The organism is Acinetobacter sp. YH12155, assembly GCF_013418255.1.
Taxonomy (GTDB): domain Bacteria; phylum Pseudomonadota; class Gammaproteobacteria; order Pseudomonadales; family Moraxellaceae; genus Acinetobacter; species Acinetobacter indicus.
Genome location: NZ_VPCK01000002.1, coordinates 1 through 19,502, shown reverse-complemented (window position 1 = coordinate 19,502; position 19,502 = coordinate 1). Strand labels below are relative to the sequence as shown.

The window sequence follows — 19,502 nt, the reverse complement described above, 5'->3', positions numbered from 1 at the left end:
ATTTATCTGCCAATACAAGTCTTGTTAAGCTAGTGACAATCAATAAAAACAGGTAACGGCATCCCATGACCGCACTCATCAATCAAAAAGATCTGGATTTTTTACTCTATCAGGTATTTTCAGCAGAACAGCTGACCCAGCTGGAACGTTATCAGGAACATGACAAAGCCACCTTCGATAGTATTTTAGATACGGCGCGCGGCATTGCAGCAGACTATTTTGCCCCGCACAATGCCAAAGGTGATGCGCAAGAACCGCATTTTGATGGTACACAGGTACATACCATTGCCGAAGTGAAACAGGCCTGGCAACAGTTTGCCCAGGCCGGTCTGTTATGTGCCCAGCATGATTATGATCAGGGCGGTATGCAGCTTCCCACACTGATTAATATGGCTGCCAATGCCTATTTTATGTCGGCCAATCCTGCCACCGTGGCTTATTCGTTTTTAACCGCCGCCGCAGCGAATCTGATTCAGGCCTTCGGTACCGAGCAGCAGAAACAGACCTTTGTCCCGTCGATGTTCAATGGCCGCTTTTCCGGCACCATGGCCATGACCGAGCCGAATGTCGGTTCCTCTCTGGGTGATCTGACCACCAAAGCCATTCCACAAGCTGATGGCAGCTACAAAATTAAAGGCCAGAAAATGTTTATTTCTGGGGGTGATCAGGACATTACTGAAAATATTGTGCATCTGGTGCTGGCGCGGATTCAGGATGCGCCACAAGGTGTCAAAGGCATTTCCCTGTTTATTGTGCCGAAATTCCTGACCAATGAAGATGGCACGCTGGGTGAACGCAATGATGTCAAACTGGCTGGCCTGTTACATAAAATGGGCTATCGCGGGACAACATCGACTGTGCTGAATTTTGGTGAAAATAACCAATGCTTAGGCTATTTGATTGGTGAAGCTAGTCAGGGCCTGAAATATATGTTCAAAATGATGAACGAGGCGCGTGTCGGTGTCGGACTGGGCGCCGCAATGATTGGTTATCGCGGTTATTTGGAGTCGCTGGAATATGCCAGAAACCGTCCGCAAGGCCGACTGGCCAGTGAAAAAAATAGCGACAGCAAACCGGTCAATATTATTGAACATAGCGATGTGAAACGGATGTTGTTAGCGCAAAAGGCCTATGTAGAAGGAGCTTTGGCATTGTGCCTGTTTGCCGCACGACTGATTGATGAACATCAGGCGGGTGGCTCGGAAGATAGCGCCATTCTGCTCGATCTGATTACACCTGTGGTCAAGTCCTTCCCGTCTGCCTATGGCCCGAAAGCCAATGATCTGGCAATTCAGGTGCTCGGTGGTGCCGGCTATACCCGTGATTATCCGGTAGAACAGTATTATCGGGATAACCGCTTAAATCCGATTCATGAAGGCACTTTTGGTATTCAGTCACTGGATTTACTCGGGCGTAAATTATGGCAGCACAATGGCAAAGGCTTAAATCTGCTAATGCAACGCATCAACACCACGCTGGAACAGATTCAGCATCCGGCCATTCTGGATCTGTCTAGCAAATTCTGCAAACATTTGGCTACGGTACAAAGCACCACACAAAAACTGGGACAGGCGCTTATGCAAGGTCAAACCAATGAGGCTTTGGCCAATTCTGCCCTGTATTTAGATATGATGGCTAAAGTGATTATTTCCTGGTTATGGCTGGATATGGCCAACAAGGCGCAACAGCAGTTTGGCCAGTCTGAGTTGGCAGAAGATCAGCAATTTTTAGCAGGCAAGTTGCAAGCGGCGCGCTATTTCATTCGCTGGGAATTACCGGAAATTGAACATCAGGCCAAATTACTGAGTGAATTTGATGATACTTGCCTGTCGATGCACAGCGACTGGTTTTAAAACCGGATGATGGAAAGCAGGTTTTAAATATCTACCTTCTAAAGAAAATCCCCATGTAGTTTATTACATGGGGATTTTTTATATACTTCTAGAATGCAGATGCCGTTTAGAATTGTGCATTCAAGACATTGGCCGCCACTTTACCCTGCCACAATTCACGTAGGGTCGGTAAATAGAATTTTTCACCCAGCTCGACCAGCTCGGCATCAATTTGTGCATGAACTTCATGCATAAACAGATAGTCCAGCTCTACCGTCGCCAATTGGCTTTGTGATTTTTTATAGTCCTGACGTTTTTGCTGTGCTTGCTTCACCAAACGGTCTGCAAAAGCGCGATCTTTATATTTCGCAATAGCATTTAAACGCAGCTCAATCAGGCCCCAACCACTGAGCAGCAATTTAAACAGTTCCAGATCTGCCGTGGTTGATTCCCAGGTCATGTCTTCCAGGTTTTCATTTTCAGGCAGCACCGGCAGCAGCAGCTCCATCACACTTGGGAAAATTTTCTTAAAATTTAAAATAAATTTAACAGGATGCTCACCCGGATAATCGGTAAATTGCACCTTTTTCTGAACATCCGTTAAATAGATATCAAGCATTGAAAATTTTCCTAGATAGATTGCTGTTTTACAAAGCTTTATTTCTTAGCTTGTAAAACTGTAATAAAAAACGAATCGCATTTTAGCAATTATGACATCTTATTCAATGTTATTTAAGCCATGTGTCTACATGAGGACAGCTTTAGCTCTAAAATTCTTCAATCTGGAAAGATGACTTTAAACGGTTCGAAGGCTTTTAACTTTTTAAAAACTTTGATTCGGGGCTAGTAGATGGTTCTTTTCTTTATTGGGTTCTTGAGTTTGAATCTTATATTAATCAACATCTAGTTAGTAGTTAGTAGTTCAATAAGCACGAACACTCCATATTAAAATGACACACTGTTTGCCTTCAATGCACTCTCATCTATTATGCTGAGATATCTCAGACTTAAAAAATAACGATGCTTTTTCTTATTGCGATCCTATTTTTAGTTTTTATTCTCTATTACTACAGGCTTGATCAGGCCAGCGCGACGAGCAGCGAGTTTGTATTAATCATCCTCTGCATCGTGAACGCCTGGCGTGTGTTGACTTAAGCATCGAGTAAGCATCAAAAAAACCTTCTCACCTCCCAGCGATCACAACACTGCGTATAGCGTGACCCTCTAGTTATACCTATATTTTTTCCTTTCACAAGCGGTTCATAGTACAGGTATATCATCACGGGATTAAAAAAATTAATGTGAGATGTATCGTGAAATACGGAATTTTAATTGTTCTACTGTTAAGCTGTGTAGTCAGCAGTGGCCTGAGTTTCTGGGTTGGATTCAAGGCAGATGATTCATTATTATTGATCATTGGCGGACTGCTCATTTTTGCATCAATCTTGATTGCCCTTGAAATTAAAAAAGTCAAAAAAGATCCGCTCTAAGCCAAGCCGGCAATTTTTCTATGCTCTATGGATGCGGGTATAGCGCCTATTCACGCTCTTTTAGACAATCCTGACAGCGCCGAATTTCTTCATCATCACCCGTGTATTCGACTTCAGTTGCGCCATGAAAGCTAAACAGACAAAGAAGGAACTGGATCATAATATTCTACTCTTAATAATCTGCCTCCTGTTCTGGAGGACGGCGTTGGGAGAAAATCAAAAGTTAGCCCTGATACAAATTTTATATAAATAGAAATTTTACAAGTTGTCATAATATGACATTCATAAAAATTAACATTCATTTAAATTATCTCATTTCGATAATCTAAATAAAAAATTACCCACTAAACCCAGAAGTCCTGAATAACGACTTTGTGGATGCTTTCATCGAAATCCGTATTGGATAGATTTAAGTTTTTGTTCTTAATATTGATATAACAATAACTTGCTGCAAGTCCTACACCAATCAAAGCTAATAGTTTCATTGCTCACCTTACCTATTGGAAGATCTGGATTTAAACTATCATTCAAATTTGTAGCTTTCACATTCAATTTTGATCATTTTTTGTACAGATTGTAATTTCCGGAGCAATGTATAAAGCCATAAAAAAGCCCACCAGTGGGTTGAGCTTTTTAGGTCTTGACCAAGAGAAAGAAGCAATAGGGATGAGCGCTGTTAATACTCTTGATCTAAACCATTGCTACACGTTTCATTCTCTTCTTCATCGAGCAGGTAGTCGATTTCAGTCACCTCATGCAGGCCAAATAAAGTGAATAGAAGATGGAGCATAATTTTTCTCCTCAAAAAAATGCCTCCCTAGAGGAGGAGGCAGTAAAAAAAAAGAAACTACAGCGATAGATTCTGCTGAAAATTATATATAAATTTATAATTTATATATTTGCATAATATTACATATTTTATGCCAAAAATTAGCCAACCCAAGCCGTTTTAAATGAATTATTAATAGAAAATTATTATAATTTTAAGATAAGTTTAATAGTATTCAAAACTCGGAGGCATCCTCAACCTCGAATCGACTGCCTCGCTGTCATTGTAAAGTGCAATTTAAGAAAAACCACCCAAACCCAATATTCAACGCATAGTTGTTAAACCGGAGTTGAGCTATACTGCAAACCTAATGACAAAGCTGGTTTTGTGAACCTAATCTCTTCTTATAAAAAACATAAATTCACTTTTACCGAAGATAATCTCTTTATGAAAAATATTATCCTTCCACTATTCATATCTTTTACAACACTCAGTTTAACAACTGCCTGTAACAGTCCTTCTAATAATTATATTGAGAACACTTCTGGTTCAAAAGCTAGTCCAGAACTCAGTTCTGAAAGTAAACTCATTATCGAAGAATACAACTCTATAATTTTAGAATTTCAAAATATTGATGATGAAACAGAAACCTTAAAGAAACTTAAATCTATTATTCCCAAGTTGAAGCAAATCAATCTTGAAAAAGAACGTTATCGGCTTTTAATGAATTCGTACCTTAGAATTGGAGATATTGAGAAAGCCTATACATTAACAGAAGAAATTTTGGCTCAAAACAAACAACCTAACATAAAAAACTTTCAATGTATGTTAATGGAAACACTAAATAAGCCTTCTTCTTTAATTAAAGATTGCTACTCAGCTGCTGCATCTCTTTATCAACATGAATTAAATAAATTAGATTCATCTGCCCCGAACTACACACAAATATTATGGGGATTTAACGTAAATATATTTCATGCAGGGCATATTGAATACCGATACCAGCTTAAAAAAATTGTGGATCATCAAAAAAATGAAACAGATCAACAATTTTATAAAACCTTATTTGATTTAGAGACCAATGCCGACCTGCGTCAAGAATTATTATATTCAATTGCTTCTCGCATATAATTCAATAGCTCGCTTCTCCTCAATATTCAGATTAAGCATCTTCAAGAGGCCTAACCTGAATATCTAATGTCTCCATCTCAATACATCAAGCAGCCCACCTACCGATGGATCCGAAGAAAATATTCAGATTATCCCACCCTTAAAGATGCATGGTCACACCCAGCTGAAAAGCGCGGCCCGGTAACGGCGCAATATATTTCAGGGGCGAATTATGTGGACGTGCCTCTTCATCCAGCAGGTTTGATCCATTCATAAACAGGTCAAAACTGGCATTTTTTAAAGTTACTTTTTTACGAATATCCAGATCCATCAGGTTATATGCCGGCAGTGGCACTTCCTCTGACACATTTTTCCCCAAATATCGCGGTTGATCATAATAAATACTTGCCAGACGCGCTGACCAATCGGCGCGTGTCCATTCAATGTGGGCACCATAACGATTGGTCGGCATATTCGGCAAATACACGCCATCATTACTTAAACGCAAACTTTCCGGATTAGTGGCCTTATTTTTAACCAGATCGGCAAAACCACCGACCTGTACCTCACCAAAATGGTCTAAATCAAAAGTGTAGTTCATATCCACCTCAAAACCATTCACTTTAGTATCGGTTTGCTTCCAGTACTTCAGCGGTAAACGGTTTCTCATGGATGAACCGGAATGCGACAAATAAAAATAATCTTCAAAATCCATTTGATATAAAGCTACAGCGATATTCGCAGCATCCCAGTTCACATGCGTGATTAATTCCAGCCCCTGCATTTTTTCTTTGTTCAATGCCTGATTGCCTTCCTCCTGCGTCATAACCGAATAATGCGGATTGCTGGCATACAGTTCATTAATTTCAGGAGCCCGTTCTGACTTGGAATATTGCAGCCTAAAGTCCAGATAATCAGTCGCTTTAAAATTCGAACCGACATAAAAACTATTTAGAGCAAAAGATTTATTTTTTAGGGTGCTATTGGCCGCATTACGCGCCAGTTTAAAACTCTGATCCTGAATCTCATGCTGAACGTTCTCATGACGATAACCGGCATCCACTGAAAACCGCTCCCAATCCAATTTTTCCTGGATAAATACTGCCTGGGTCGTGGTTTTGACATTAGGGAGATAGCGCTGTGTTCCTGAACCCTTAACATCACGTACATTCAAAGCAGTGCCAATTTCACCGCTCAAATTTTTATAAGGCATCTGCTTTAGTACCAGTTCGGCAGCATGGCTATCAAACTGATATTCATTGGCTTTGCTTGCACCAATATATTCACCCGAGCGATTGGATAATTTTGATGCCTGAATTTGGAGATGATCAAGTACAGGCAGTGGGTCCCTGAGTAACGCATCAACCGCAAAACGGTTCTGTTTAATCTGCACCGTGACCGGCAAGCTATCATCATAAGCGCTCTGGAAAGATTTATTTTCCATTGAGAAACCCGGCACACCATAATCACTGGTTTTATAATCGGCACTAATTCCGATATAGCCATTGTCTAAAAAGTAGGTACTCCCGATTGCCATATTTTCATTTCTGGCATAGCTATTGCCCAGTTTTTTCTGATAATTGGGCGTAACATCCTGATTGGTTTGGCTTTCTACATATTTTGGTGTATTGGGCACATAATCCGGGTTGGGATCATTGACAAATTCCCGGTAGGCACCATTCACATAGCGGGTTAAAACCGCTTGATCCGTATATTTGGCCGACTCCAAGCCATCATAATAATCATAAAAATGCTGAGGATTCTGCGCGATATCTTCTAAAACATGCTTATTTAAATATTGATGATGTGCCTTATTAAAGATCTGTTCAATTCTGGCATCGCGCTGGCAGGCGCTTGCCAAAGCAGAATCAATCCCGCCTCGCTCCGAGAAAATCGCTGTATCACAGACGGCTGCTTTGCTCTTTCCGGGAATTTTATAAGATGAAATCTGTTGGGTCGAAAACTGGATATTGGTGCTCAGATTTTCCTGATTATTGACATTAATGCGAATACCATGCCCACTAAAATCGTTAAAGCCCTTTTTATATACCACATCGACATTGGCACTTTTCTCTTCCAGCGTTTTTGAGATGATGCCCGAATCGATATCCACATAACCACCAATCGCCTGTCCGCCATAACGCACAGTATTGGTCCCTTTATGTACGGTCACGCTTTTAGTAAATAGTGGATCAAATGGAATATTAATATCACCGCTGATAGCATTCATTCCATTGATCGCCTGACCATTCTCCAGAATCCCGACCCGATGACCGCTCAAACTGCGTATCACTGGTGCCCCCGAATTGGGACCGAATGCGCTACTTTGCACGCCAGACATATGTTTAACAGCATCGCCCAAGGTATTGGCTGTTTCAATGCGTTCTTTAGGCGCAATGTTCAGGTTCTTGTCAGTATCATTCCCCTGAAAAATAAGTGGTTCCAGAATTGTAATCGGCTCTTCAGCCTGTGCCTGTTGCATCGCCAATAAAATTAAAGTCATGAGTGTGCTGTATTTCATGCGAGCCCCCTTTTAAAAAGTGTTATGTTATAACATAACTTTATGTCTATTTAAAAAATTATTCTGGTTTTTCTGGCAGATCGAGAAAATGCAGCAACTCAATTGAGAGGAAGAAAAATGGGGGAATTGAAATATTTTGAATTCTTAGATTCTTAAAAAAAGAAAAAACCATCTAACACGAAGTTAAATGGTTTTTAGAATCAGCTCAACAGCCAAAGCTCATTAGAGCTTTTTCCAGGTCATGGCACTGGTTGTATTGCTCTGTTGCGCTTTACCAAATACTTTCATCTGGTCTTTGCCAGCATTCAATTGCGCTTCAATGGTATAGGTCCGGCCATCCTGGGTATTCAGCCATTGACCTTGCTTAAACTGCTTATGGTTGCCGGTCATGCCTTTCAGCACTTCCATACCAAAAATCGGCTGGTTCTTTAAAGCCCCTTCACATTTGCCACAAACGTCCGGATTCACCGCTCCCGCCGCCGGATAATGCTTGCTCACTACTGCACTATACTGCTGTGTTTTGGAGTTTTTACGAATCACAATTTCCGACACATAATACCCGGTTCGATCATCAATCACTTTCCATGTCCCGATTAAAGGATCAAACGGCATTGCCACTACAGTTTTGGTTAAACCCGCCAATAGAGCCGCAGCCCCCAATAATTTAAAATTCATAAGCAAAAAGAGTTTCAAAAGAGTCAATAAAGAAATGAGATACGCTTCCCAGCGGCCTGCATTATATTCATTTTCCTAAACTAAATCATAATAATTTCATAAATTTTAAATATCTATGTGGTATTTAGAGCCAAGTTTTGCTAGATACTTCACATTTCTTTTCCAGAATTTTACCACTTCTTTTTATTGTCACATTCAGGGCTTATGATGCAGTCAAGGTCATTAAAAACGAGAAGATGGCCTGTAATAACTAAGTAGCGCAAACTAACCCAGCATATAGCAATCCATATGTTGGGTTTTCTTTTATAGGTACTTTGCACTTTCATGTACAGGTTCTGATGGAGAAATAGTTGTGATAAAGCAAGATTTTTTAACCCACCGGGATGGCTGCTCATATTCCATCCCGGTAGATGCAACACTTATTTCGCATTCGGTGAAACCATATTTTCTGGTCGTACCACGTCATCAAACTGTTCAGCAGTGACCAGATTCAGCTCCACCGCCACCTGTTTTAAGGTTTTCCCTTCTTTATAGGCCGTTTTCGCGACTTTGGCGGCATTTTCATAACCAATTACCGGATTCAGTGCCGTCACCAACATCAACGAGTTATGCAGGAAATGATCAATCTTGTCACGGTTCGGCTCAATTCCGACAGCGCAGTGATCGTTAAAGCTGTTGCAGGCATCTCCCAATAACTGAATCGACTGTAACAGGTTATAGGCAATCACTGGCATAAATACGTTTAGCTCGAAATTACCCGAAGCCCCAGCCACATTAATCGTCGTATCATTGCCCAGCACTTGCGCCACCACCATGGTCATGGCTTCACTCTGGGTCGGATTGACTTTACCTGGCATAATGCTTGAACCCGGTTCATTTTCCGGAATACGGATTTCACCAAAACCACAGCGCGGCCCACTGGCCAGCCAGCGTATGTCATTGGCAATTTTATTTAAGCTCACGGCCAGAGTTTTTAAGGCACCGGAAGCAAATACTGCAGCATCACGTCCAGCCAGAGCTTCAAACTTGTTCGGCGCAGTAACGAAAGCCAAACCGGTCAGGCTGGCCAGTTGCTGTGCGGCTTTTTCCGCATAGTCCGGATGGGCATTTAAACCGGTTCCTACGGCAGTGCCACCCAACGGCAGTTCATATAAACCGTCCAGGGCCTGATGCAAACGTTTCAAACCATGATCGAGCTGTGAGACATAGCCGCTAAATTCCTGGCCTAACGTTAAAGGCGTCGCATCCTGTAAATGGGTACGGCCAATTTTCACAATATCGGCAAAGGCGTCGCTTTTGGCCTGCAAGGTATCTCTTAAACGGGTCACTGCCGGAATCAGCAGTTCACTAATCTGTAAACTGGCGGCGACATGAATCGCGGTTGGAAAAGAATCGTTGGTTGATTGTGCGCGGTTCACATGGTCATTCGGATGGACCGGTTTTTGCGCGCCCAGCGGATTGCCCAGTTTCTGGTTGGCAATATTGGCAATCACTTCATTACAGTTCATATTACTTTGCGTGCCCGAACCGGTCTGCCACACCACCAGCGGAAACTGGCTATCCCATTTGCCTTCAATCACTTCTTCAGCTGCATCAACAATATAGTGCGACAGCTCTTGAGGAATCTGGTTCAGTTCTGCATTGGTCATGGCCGCGGCTTTTTTCACTAAGCCCATGGCGCGAATCATGGGACGAGGTAAACGTTCCTGCCCGATTTTAAAATTCTGTAAGCTGCGCTGAGTCTGTGCACCCCACATGGCCTCACTCGGGACTTCAACTTCGCCCATGGTGTCGTGTTCGATACGTGTTTGCATACTCAACCTCTATCTATTCTTACTGTTCTCAATGCTGTTATAACGCTGCCCTGAGGCAGCGGCTATGGCGAATATAGTCATCTTAGGTCAGGCGGATAAAATTATAAATGATAATTATTATCATATTTAGATATATCATTGCCCGCGTAAGGTATGCTGATAAAAGCGCCATTCATCTTCCAGCATCTGCTGAATCGAGCGTTTCGGTTGCCAGCCTAGTACCTCTTTGGCTTTACTAATATCGGCCGCGACCTGATCCAGTTCGGCATAGGGATATACATCAGCATCGACCGTTTTAATTTCAGTGCCGGTGACGCTCGAAATTTCACTTAACAGCTGCTGGATGGAAATCGCCTCGCCGGCAATATTAAAGGCTTCACAAACATGCTGTTGCTGGAATAGCCATTGCAGGGTTAAAGACACCGCTTCACAACAATCCAGTACATGCAGGAAACTACGTTCAACAGTCTTGTCTTCTGTTTGGGCCTGTTTACGCAGCTCGATAAATTCGCGTTGCCGCGCCCCGACCTGCATCGCCAGGGGTACAATATTTTTTGGCAGTGGCGGTACCATTTCACCCAGTACCCCATGTTCAAAGGCACCGGCAATATTACCCAAACGCAATAAGGCAATTTTCCATTCATTGTCAGTTTTAAAGGTATCCTGAATAATTTCCTCAGCCATCTGCTGAGATTTGATATACGGATTCGGATAGGCATACTGAAATGGCAGATCTTCTTTCAGTTGCAGGCTGGATTGACCATACACGGTTAAGCTGGATAAATGCGCCAGCACACGTACCCCGGTACGCTGCATGGCACGCAGCAAACTCATGATACAGCTGACATTATCATTATAATATTCAAGCGGTTTCAGGACCGATTCTTCCAGCGATTTAAAGCTAGCCGTATGCACCACTGCATCGACCGAATACTGTTCAAAGACTTTATTTAAGGCCGGGGTGTTACGAATATCAATTTTGGCAAAAGGCACATACATGCCCGAAATATATTCAAGTCGTTCTAAGGTTTGTAAATTGGCATTGGATAAATTGTCGACAATAATGACTTCTTGCCCTTGAGCCATCAGACTTAATGCAATATGCGAGCCTATAAAGCCTAAACCACCAGTCACTAAAATCATTGTATACTACCTTTTTCTTATGAAGTCTGAATGCCCCCTGTGTTGCGGGAACATTTCATTAGTGAATTTTGATGAGTACCTTATTACTAATTACCTCCGCGCCAACCTCAATTCATGCCTGGCATGCGTTGGGTCTGGCTCAAGCCTTGCAGAGCAAGAATGAAGATTTCCGGGTGTTCTTCTATCAGGACGCTGTTATGGTCGCTAACGATTTACAATGGCTACCCGATGATCAGCGACAGTTAAAATCGGAATGGCAAAAACTGTCGATTCGTTTGCCGGTTTGTGTCAGTGCGGCACTGTTACGCGGGATTACCGATCAGGACAATGCCAAACGTCATCAACTTCATCAACACAATTTAGCCGCGGGCTTTGAATTGGTTGGTCTGGGCGAACTTGCCGATGCAGTGCAATCTGCAGATCGCCTTCTTCAATTCTAAGTGGTTCTATTTGAGAATTTGTTGCATTTAAAAGGTAAATTGTGTGAAAACTGTACTCGTCATTTTAAGCCAGGCCAATTTAAGCAGCCAGCAGGTACATGAAAGCCTGTCTGCGACTATGGTACTGGCCACTTTTGGCTGTGAAGTCAAAGTGTTATTACAGGATGCTGCCCTAAGTCTGCTCAAAAGCGATTTGGCTTTTGACCAGCTCAAACACGCCTTCAAGCTGGCCTCGAATATGGTCGAAAGTTTTGAGTTTTATGATTTAAGCCCGATTCTGGTAGAACACCAGCATCAACATTCAGCTTATGTCAGCCAGTCGCAGCAGGAAATCGAGTTTATTGAACTGAATGCGGACTTTATCCAGCGTTTTGACCACGTGCTGTACTGGTAAGCCGGAAGGAATCTGTTATGTCACAAAATACTTTATATTTGCTGCAATCTGGCTTCCATACCACCCCGGCCATGCTGGACAAAGTTTCACGTCTGTATAGTGAAGGCGATGCAGTGGTGCTGATGGGTGATGCAGTATTGGCCATTGATCACCCATTTTGTCAGCAATGCGGCACCCTGTTTGCACTGGAGCATGATCTAGAGCTGCTGGTCCAGCCATTGCCTGCCCATCTGCACAGTTTAAACTATGCTACCTTTGCCGAGCTGTGTCTGGCTTATAGCCGTTGTATCTCTTTAAAATAAACAAGCTTTGAGTGTGTTATGAATCTTGAACTGGACCAAGATGGTCATTTGGTCGATTACACCATCTGGAATGAAACTGTAGCGCAAGAGCTGGCCAAAAGCCTAGAGCTGGAACTGGAAGATTGGCATTTTGAAATTTTGCAGGCTGTGCGCCAGTTTTATCAGCAGTTTGGTCATTCTCCGGCGACCCGCCCGTTAATCAAGTTTCTGATGAAAACGGTCAGCCCTGAGATTAATAATGCCCTCTTGCAAGAGCGTTTTAACACCGGACTGGTGGCGCGGCATTTAAGCCGTCTGGCCGGTATTCCCAAACCGGCGAATTGCCTGTAATTGGAGGAAGATTCATCTGTTCAGAGGTTTAGCGCTATAGATGAATCTGATTTCACACGATAATCCTTTAATTCTTACTTTAGAAATGAATCTCATCAGGATGCGTTTCAATAATTCTTAACCAGGCCCGGGTGGCCGGACTCATGGCGACTGTCGTATTCCAGGCCATTCGCAAGGTCCAATTCAGCTCAGGCTGGCACAAACGGCTGATCTGATAACGCTCGGCAGGCAACTGCTCACAATAAACCTGAGGCAACAGCGCAATCCCCACGCCGGAATCCACCATTTTGGCAATAAAATCCCACTGGCTGCTTTTACAGACAATCTTCGGTTCAAAACCCAGCTGTTGTGCGGCCTGCAAAATCATCTGGTTTAAAGTAAAGCTGTCGGCAAACAGTAAAAAAGACTCATCTTTCAGTTCCAGCAACGATACCGTTTCACGTCCCTGCCATGCAGAATTCCGGGCAGATAACAAACACAGTGGCGAATCCATAATTGGAATTCCGCCCAATACCGGTTTTAAATGGCCGAGTACAATCCCGACATCAATCTGTTTATCCAGAATAGCAGCTTCAATCCCGCTGGCGCCTACCTCTAAAAAGCTCAGTTCAATAGCCGGATACTGCTGATGAAACTTGGCAATTAACCGGCTTAATAGCACCGAACCCAAGGGCGGCAAACCCAGCGTCAATTTACCACGTTCTAGCGCATGAACTTCCGCCACCGAATCATAAATCGCCTGCTCCAGTTGCAGCATTTGTAGCGCATGCTGATAAATCTGCTCGCCCAGGTAAGTCAATTGCACTTCACGTTTACGCCCAGCTTCACCTTTATGAAACAGCGCAGTGCCCAACTCATCTTCCAGCCCCCGAATGGCCTTGCTAATTGTGGGCTGGGTCAGGCACAAAGCATCTGCAGTCCGGGTAAAACTTTGCAATTGCACCAGCTTGACCAGTATTTTCAGGCTTTTTAAATCCACCATCATTCCCAATAGGCATAATTATTTTTTCATTATTCATAATCATCTTGGTAGGTCAAATCTAAAATACAGTCGTGTTTAACCTTTAGGGCAATTCAGCGATGTGGTCACTTTCCCGTGTTGCCGTCCTCAGCATACAAATTGCGCTGCTAATCCTGATCTGGTGGCTCGGTGCGCTGATCCAACAGATATTCCAGCTGCCGGTTTCAGCGGGTGTGATTGGCCTGATCCTGTTACTGCTGGCGCTGTTAAGTGGCATATTTCAACTGCAATGGATCAAGCAAGGCGCCGATTTTATGCTGGCCGAGCTGATGCTGCTGTTTATTCCCTGTGTGGTCGGCATTATCAATGATCTAGACTTACTGCTAAGCCAAGGCTGGCAACTGCTGCTCTCGATTACGCTCGGCACCTGTGCGGTAATGGTCGCCACAGCCTATAGCGTGTGCTGGGGTTTTAAACTGGAACAGCGGCTCAGGAAAAATACCAACAACACCGCATATGTGTCAGGAGATTAAGATGAACCTGATCGCAAGCCTGTGCTTCATCTTCACCCTGCTGGGCTATATCGTGGCCAAACAGCTGTATCGTCGTTATCCGGTGTTGCTGTTTTTACCCTCTATTCTGGTTCCAGCTGGATTAATCTGCATGCTGCTCTATTTCGGGATTTCCTATGACAGCTATATGCAGTACAGCCACTGGATTGTCTGGATGCTCGGGCCAGCAACTGTAGCTTTTGCTATTCCGATTTATGAATATCGCGCGCTGATTCAGCGCCATCTGCTGGCCATCAGCATGGGTATTGTGATCGGGATGTGTGTCGGTGTTATCAGTGCTTTTTATCTGGCGCAGCTGTTTCAGCTAAATCAGGAAACCACGTATAGCCTGATGGCGCGCTCTATCTCTACACCCTTTGCTATGGAATTAAGCGCACAGGTGGGCGGCTCGGTTGAACTGGTAATCCTGTTCACCATGATGACCGGCTTTGCCGGCGGTTTTATAGCAGATGCCGTCTTACTCGCACTCAAACTGAATTCACATTTTGCTCAAGGTGCAGCCTTAGGTAATGCCGCGCATGGTTTTGGTACTTCTAAAGCCTTTATGCGCCATCGTGAAGAAGGTGTGGCCGCCTGCTTAAGTATGGTACTGGCTGGCATATTTATGGTGATTTTTGGACCTGCCCTGATTCATGGCGTGGTCCGGTTTTTATAACTGAATCCGCTGCTAAAATAAAATCAGTGCAGATTAAGACTCATCCACCACATCGGCAAACTGGGCATTTAACACCCGGGCCAGATCATCCGGCTTTAAACCAATGTCCAGTCCACGTTTGCCACCGCTGACATAGATTTTTGCCAGACTTTGCGCGCTCTGGTCAATCACAGTTTTTAAACGTTTCTTCTGCCCAATCGGGCTAATTCCGCCAACCAGATAACCGGTTAAACGTTCGGCATCTTTAGGCTCTGCCATATGCAGTTTTTTACAGCCCACCGCGGTAGCAACTTTCTTTAAATTTAGCTGCACATGCACCGGCAAAATCGCCACATAATACTGTTTATCATCAGTTACCAATAAAGTCTTAAATACTTCAGCCAGGGCTAAACCCAGCTTTTCCGCTGCTTCCAGCCCAAAACTTTTGGCGTTCGGATCATGCTCATATTCATGAATGCTATAGTCAATTTTATTGGATTTTAAAATTTTACAGGCCGGTGTCATTTTAGTTGCCCAGTGATAAACATCCTCGCAGTATAAAAGCTTCTGCTGCAGAAGTTAATCACTGTATAGCTTAGGCTATTGAGTGGCAGCATAATATTTCCGCTTTTCCACATCATCCAGCATGCTCTCGGTTTCCTGCAAAACATTAGCCAAACGCTGGGTATGCGCAATCAAACGGTCCAGCCAGCGCTGTGCGGCCAGTAATTCCAGACTGCGCGCGGCACTCAGATGTTGCACCGTGGCATATTCAATCACTTTTTCACGCGCTTCGGCACGCTGCTCTTCCACCCATTGTTTCAGGTTTAACAGCTCACGATTTAAAGATGCCACTTCGGTCAGACGGTTAAACTCATCGACATACTGAAAGTGATTGTCCAGCACATGAATATAATCCAGCCCCATCTGATAAATAGTCGGCTGGGTGCGGATATGCTCGGCATGTTCCACCGCTTCCAGATCGCTGCGCAGCACACGTAAATACACCATCAGGCGCAGCATCGCCATTAAATGCTGCTGATCCAGCTCATTTTCACTAACCGATAAATCTTCCAGATACTGCTGCACCCGTTTTAAGATTTCATCCAGTTGCTGTAATTCGCTATTGGAGGGCAAACGACCTTCCTGAATCGCGCGTTTCAGCAAAATCAGGATATGCCCAATCGACCAATAAATCACTTTAGAAGCGGCATTAATTGCCAAAGCCGGCACCGAAAAACTGGCCTGATCCAGATAACATAAAATTGAAGGGGTACGATCTGGAATTAAACCGACAATCAACTGTTCAAACTGTTTTAAAAAGGGCAATAAAAATAAGGTTCCCAGCACACTAAAAGCGGTATGAAACGCAGCGACAATAATCACATCATCCCAAGTACCGACCTGTGAATGTTCAGCCAGCCACAAAAAAGCCGGTTTCAGCAAGATAAAAGCCAACACGGCCGAAATCACGTTAAAAACCACATGCACGGCTGCGGTGCGTTTGGCATTGGCAGTCGAGCCCATGGCTGCCAGAATCGCGGTCGCCACCGTACCAATATTTTGTCCAATCACCAGGCCTAAGGCTTGGGACAAATCAATCGCTCCACTGGCCAAAGCCGCCAAGGTTGCAGTAATGGCTGCACTGGAAGATTGCAACAGCACGGTCATCACCAGCCCGACCAGCACTAAAATCAGCTGTGTGGTAAAAGAATTATTGGAGAAAACCGATAAATCAACCCGCTCGGCAAAACCGGACATTGCCACCTGCAGCAAGTCAATCCCAAAGAAAATCAGGCCGAAACCGGCAATGGTTAAACCGAATAAAGACAGTCGCCCACGGCTGAATAATTTAAAGATGGCTCCTAAGCCAATGAGTGGCAAGGCAATATGGGCAATGGAAAATTTAACCCCCAGAAAAGCCACCATCCAACCGGTGCTGGTGGTGCCAATATTGGCGCCAATAATCACACCAATGGCCTGACTAAAAGTCAGAATACCAGCACTAACAAAGCCAATGGTGGCCAATGTGGTTGCCGTTGAGGATTGCACAGCCAAAGTCAGACCGATGCCAGAAAAAATAGCTTTAATCGGTGAACCGGTAAATTTAGACAGCCATAAACGCAATGACTCCCCGGCCATCTCTTTCAGACTGTCTGTCATTAAGGTCATTCCGATCAGGAATAAACCGATCCCGCCACACAACTGTGCAATCACTTCTAGCATGTAACTACCCAATAAATATTTTTATTTTCAACCATCTAAGTATATAAGAGATTATGCGATGAAAGCCGCTTTATACCCTAAAAGTTGCATAGTGACCTAAACGTGAACAGCACAATAAGTAGAAAGATGATCTTCCAATGCACTCTAAAGATATTTCAAACAAGGAGTATCGGAGCCAAAACTTAACAAAACAGCGGCAGATCTAGGCCGCCGTTGGCTTGACGGATATCGCCCAGCTCACTAACATCCTTAAACATATTCGCGAGCACTGGCTAATCTGGTGCAGCATCACCGCTTTTTTCTGATTTTAAAATGAAACTGACCATCCCATTATTATTGAAAACCTCTTTTATTGGCCTCAGTGCTCTTAGCCTGATTGCCTGCTCACCTTTAGGAGGCGGCTCCGTTGCCAAACGTTCCGCTAAACTTTCAGTCGGTATCCAAAAAGCCTATTCGGTTGCACCTGACACCGCTAACCGTGTTGCGCCGATGATTGTGCAACATGCAGAACGTTATGAAATTGATCCACTGTTACTGGCCGCGCTGATTCGCCAGGAATCCAGCTACCGCAGTCATGTGGTATCTCCAGCCGGTGCGGTGGGCTTAACCCAAGTCATTCCGCGTTATTGGCAGCAAAGTTGTGGCAGTAATTTGTTTGATGAATCTTCCAATATTCAATGCGGTTCTTACATTTTAAATCGCTATAACACGAAAGCCGGCAGCTGGCCTAAAGCCCTAGCTTATTATAATGTTGGCCCTACCGGTTATCATTCCAGCTGGAAGATGAAACGCCAAGGCAAACGCTATGCCAAACAGGTTAAACAGCACCAAAATGATTTAAAAGGCGCGCTATAAACCTTTTTATCCTGCGATTTTTTAAAAGCTCCTGATGGGGCTTTTTTACATCATTGCCAAGCAATTACATATTCCCGTCAAAACCAATACAGTGCCTTGAGCCTCAGTTGTTAACGTAGCAAAAGAATTCACGAAACGAGGATGGGAAAATGCCAAAGAAAGTATTATTCATTACGTCCAATCAGGGTGTGGAGCAAGATGAGCTGATCAAACCCTTTGAATATTTGAAATCTAAAGGCATTGAAGCCATACATGCAGCAGAAGAACAAAAAGAAGTTCAAACGGTCAAGGCCGATAAAGAACCTGGTCTAAGTACCGAACCGGAAACAACGCTCGATAAGGTCAATCCGGAAGATTACGATGCACTGGTCATTCCCGGTGGAACGGTCAATGCCGATACGCTTCGAATTAATCCCGAAGCGCATAAAATCATCCAGCACTTTACTGATCAGGGCAAACTGATTGCCGCAATCTGTCATGGTCCGTGGGTTTTAATTAATGCCGAACGGATTCGCGATAAAAACCTGACGTCTTATAAAACCATCAAGCTGGATCTGGAAAATGCCGGCGCGAAATGGGTCGATGAAGAAGTCCATCGCTGCAATACCGGTGGATGGGTATTGATCAGCTCACGTAATCCGGATGATATTCCTGCATTTAACCAGGCGATTGTGCAAGAATTGGAAGCTGAAACCTAAAGATTTTTAATCATATCTATAAAAGAAACCTCATCTTCGGATGAGGTTTTTTTATCAGAATCAGGAGATTAAGAAAGCCCTTTGAGCTGTTTTAAATAGGCCACCACTTCCTCATTACCTGCCATTTCAGCAAGTTCCAGCGCTGTATGTGGACTACGATGTTCCATATCCGCCCCTTTGCTCATCAGCAGTTTCACCACGTCCAGATGATCATTTTCTGCCGCCGCCTGCAAGGCACTATAGCCTTCCTCATCACTACCATTGGCATCTGCACCTTGCTGTAAGGCTTGCTGTACCTGCTCCAACTCACCCAGTGACGCCCAATATACAATTTCAGGAAGATGTAGCTCATCATCATCTTCAGGGATCGGAGAGAATGAATTCAGTTTCATAAAGTGCTCTTAGAATCGTAATTTGATCATATTGATCTTAAGATTTTAGCTGAATCTGGGGATATATATGGATTTAAATTGTTAGCTTTAATTTTTAGATAAAAATTGGGTTCTATGCGCTGGCTGATGAGGCATTTATTTAAATAGAAGCAGGAAGGAACAGCAAAAAATCAAAAGCGACCTTAAACAAGATGAGGAAGCCCAGATAAATTTTACCCATAAAAAAATCCCCCTGCTGTTTAAGCTAGGGGGATTTTGAATTAATGAGCTGGCGATGACTTACTCTCACATGGGTAACCCCACACTACCATCAGCGCTAAGAGGTTTCACTTCTGAGTTCGGGA

At 43.6% G+C, this 19,502-nt stretch carries 19 protein-coding genes; 10 read left to right on the top strand and 9 right to left on the bottom strand.

Annotation, left to right across the window (positions count from 1 at the left end):
* Nucleotides 1–65: 65 nt before the first annotated feature.
* Nucleotides 66–1,853, top strand: coding sequence for an acyl-CoA dehydrogenase (locus FTU86_RS01535; protein ID WP_168384542.1), 1,788 nt, complete (start codon nucleotides 66–68; stop codon nucleotides 1,851–1,853).
* 106 nt (nucleotides 1,854–1,959) lie between these two features.
* On the opposite strand, the gene FTU86_RS01530 is transcribed toward FTU86_RS01535, so the two are convergent.
* Nucleotides 1,960–2,451 (bottom strand): hypothetical protein, encoded by a 492-nt coding sequence (locus tag FTU86_RS01530; RefSeq protein WP_104471392.1) that lies wholly within the window; start codon nucleotides 2,449–2,451, stop codon nucleotides 1,960–1,962.
* A gap of 2,087 nt (nucleotides 2,452–4,538) precedes the next feature.
* Between FTU86_RS01530 and FTU86_RS01525 the strand changes: the two genes are divergently transcribed.
* Complete coding sequence (locus FTU86_RS01525; protein ID WP_168381814.1) at nucleotides 4,539–5,222, top strand: hypothetical protein; 684 nt, start codon at nucleotides 4,539–4,541, stop codon at nucleotides 5,220–5,222.
* A 139-nt stretch (nucleotides 5,223–5,361) separates the two neighbouring features.
* On the opposite strand, the gene FTU86_RS01520 is transcribed toward FTU86_RS01525, so the two are convergent.
* From FTU86_RS01520 to FTU86_RS01505, 4 genes are all read right to left on the bottom strand, one after another.
* Entirely contained in the window at nucleotides 5,362–7,722 is a 2,361-nt protein-coding gene (locus FTU86_RS01520; RefSeq protein ID WP_180036385.1) for a TonB-dependent receptor, read from the bottom strand.
* Between the two features lie 222 nt (nucleotides 7,723–7,944).
* Nucleotides 7,945–8,397 carry a DUF2147 domain-containing protein gene (locus tag FTU86_RS01515; RefSeq protein ID WP_180036386.1) on the bottom strand — a complete coding sequence of 151 codons (453 nt, stop codon included), beginning with the start codon at nucleotides 8,395–8,397 and terminating at the stop codon, nucleotides 7,945–7,947.
* A 419-nt stretch (nucleotides 8,398–8,816) separates the two neighbouring features.
* Entirely contained in the window at nucleotides 8,817–10,211 is a 1,395-nt protein-coding gene (fumC, locus tag FTU86_RS01510) for a class II fumarate hydratase (RefSeq protein ID WP_180036387.1), read from the bottom strand.
* Nucleotides 10,212–10,346: 135 nt separating this feature from the next.
* Complete coding sequence (locus tag FTU86_RS01505) at nucleotides 10,347–11,354, bottom strand: SDR family NAD(P)-dependent oxidoreductase (protein ID WP_168390759.1); 1,008 nt, start codon at nucleotides 11,352–11,354, stop codon at nucleotides 10,347–10,349.
* 71 nt (nucleotides 11,355–11,425) lie between these two features.
* On the opposite strand from FTU86_RS01505, the gene tusD reads away from it, so the two are divergent.
* From tusD to FTU86_RS01485, 4 genes are read left to right on the top strand one after another with little or no spacing between them, the layout of a single operon-like run.
* Nucleotides 11,426–11,794 carry a sulfurtransferase complex subunit TusD gene (tusD, locus tag FTU86_RS01500; protein WP_005178259.1) on the top strand — a complete coding sequence of 123 codons (369 nt, stop codon included), beginning with the start codon at nucleotides 11,426–11,428 and terminating at the stop codon, nucleotides 11,792–11,794.
* A gap of 43 nt (nucleotides 11,795–11,837) precedes the next feature.
* Entirely contained in the window at nucleotides 11,838–12,188 is a 351-nt protein-coding gene (locus tag FTU86_RS01495) for a hypothetical protein (protein ID WP_005178260.1), read from the top strand.
* A 17-nt stretch (nucleotides 12,189–12,205) separates the two neighbouring features.
* Nucleotides 12,206–12,490 (top strand): DsrH/TusB family sulfur metabolism protein, encoded by a 285-nt coding sequence (locus FTU86_RS01490; protein WP_016658053.1) that lies wholly within the window; start codon nucleotides 12,206–12,208, stop codon nucleotides 12,488–12,490.
* A gap of 18 nt (nucleotides 12,491–12,508) precedes the next feature.
* On the top strand, nucleotides 12,509–12,820 hold the full coding sequence (locus FTU86_RS01485) for a TusE/DsrC/DsvC family sulfur relay protein (protein ID WP_005178263.1): 312 nt from the start codon (nucleotides 12,509–12,511) through the stop codon (nucleotides 12,818–12,820).
* A gap of 79 nt (nucleotides 12,821–12,899) precedes the next feature.
* Here the strand turns inward: FTU86_RS01485 and FTU86_RS01480 are convergent, their stop codons facing one another.
* A complete protein-coding gene (locus FTU86_RS01480) occupies nucleotides 12,900–13,799 on the bottom strand; it encodes a LysR family transcriptional regulator (protein WP_034597704.1) in 900 nt (299 codons plus the stop codon).
* A gap of 101 nt (nucleotides 13,800–13,900) precedes the next feature.
* Between FTU86_RS01480 and FTU86_RS01475 the strand changes: the two genes are divergently transcribed.
* Together FTU86_RS01475 and FTU86_RS01470 are read left to right on the top strand one after the other, a co-directional pair.
* The gene (locus tag FTU86_RS01475; protein ID WP_005178267.1) at nucleotides 13,901–14,314 is read left to right on the top strand and encodes a CidA/LrgA family protein; all 414 of its coding nucleotides are present in this window, start codon (nucleotides 13,901–13,903) and stop codon (nucleotides 14,312–14,314) included.
* A gap of 1 nt (nucleotide 14,315) precedes the next feature.
* On the top strand, nucleotides 14,316–15,008 hold the full coding sequence (locus FTU86_RS01470) for an LrgB family protein (protein ID WP_104470148.1): 693 nt from the start codon (nucleotides 14,316–14,318) through the stop codon (nucleotides 15,006–15,008).
* A 33-nt stretch (nucleotides 15,009–15,041) separates the two neighbouring features.
* On the opposite strand, the gene ybaK is transcribed toward FTU86_RS01470, so the two are convergent.
* Nucleotides 15,042–15,512 (bottom strand): Cys-tRNA(Pro) deacylase, encoded by a 471-nt coding sequence (gene ybaK, locus FTU86_RS01465; protein WP_005178272.1) that lies wholly within the window; start codon nucleotides 15,510–15,512, stop codon nucleotides 15,042–15,044.
* A gap of 75 nt (nucleotides 15,513–15,587) precedes the next feature.
* A complete protein-coding gene (locus tag FTU86_RS01460) occupies nucleotides 15,588–17,213 on the bottom strand; it encodes a Na/Pi cotransporter family protein (protein ID WP_180036925.1) in 1,626 nt (541 codons plus the stop codon).
* A gap of 312 nt (nucleotides 17,214–17,525) precedes the next feature.
* Here FTU86_RS01460 and FTU86_RS01455 point away from each other — a divergent pair, with 312 nt between their 5' ends.
* Nucleotides 17,526–18,068 carry a lytic transglycosylase domain-containing protein gene (locus FTU86_RS01455; RefSeq protein WP_005178276.1) on the top strand — a complete coding sequence of 181 codons (543 nt, stop codon included), beginning with the start codon at nucleotides 17,526–17,528 and terminating at the stop codon, nucleotides 18,066–18,068.
* A 149-nt stretch (nucleotides 18,069–18,217) separates the two neighbouring features.
* Nucleotides 18,218–18,766 carry a type 1 glutamine amidotransferase domain-containing protein gene (locus FTU86_RS01450; protein ID WP_104471402.1) on the top strand — a complete coding sequence of 183 codons (549 nt, stop codon included), beginning with the start codon at nucleotides 18,218–18,220 and terminating at the stop codon, nucleotides 18,764–18,766.
* A gap of 68 nt (nucleotides 18,767–18,834) precedes the next feature.
* Here the strand turns inward: FTU86_RS01450 and FTU86_RS01445 are convergent, their stop codons facing one another.
* On the bottom strand, nucleotides 18,835–19,158 hold the full coding sequence (locus tag FTU86_RS01445; protein ID WP_075166981.1) for an ankyrin repeat domain-containing protein: 324 nt from the start codon (nucleotides 19,156–19,158) through the stop codon (nucleotides 18,835–18,837).
* Nucleotides 19,159–19,502 lie beyond the last annotated feature (344 nt).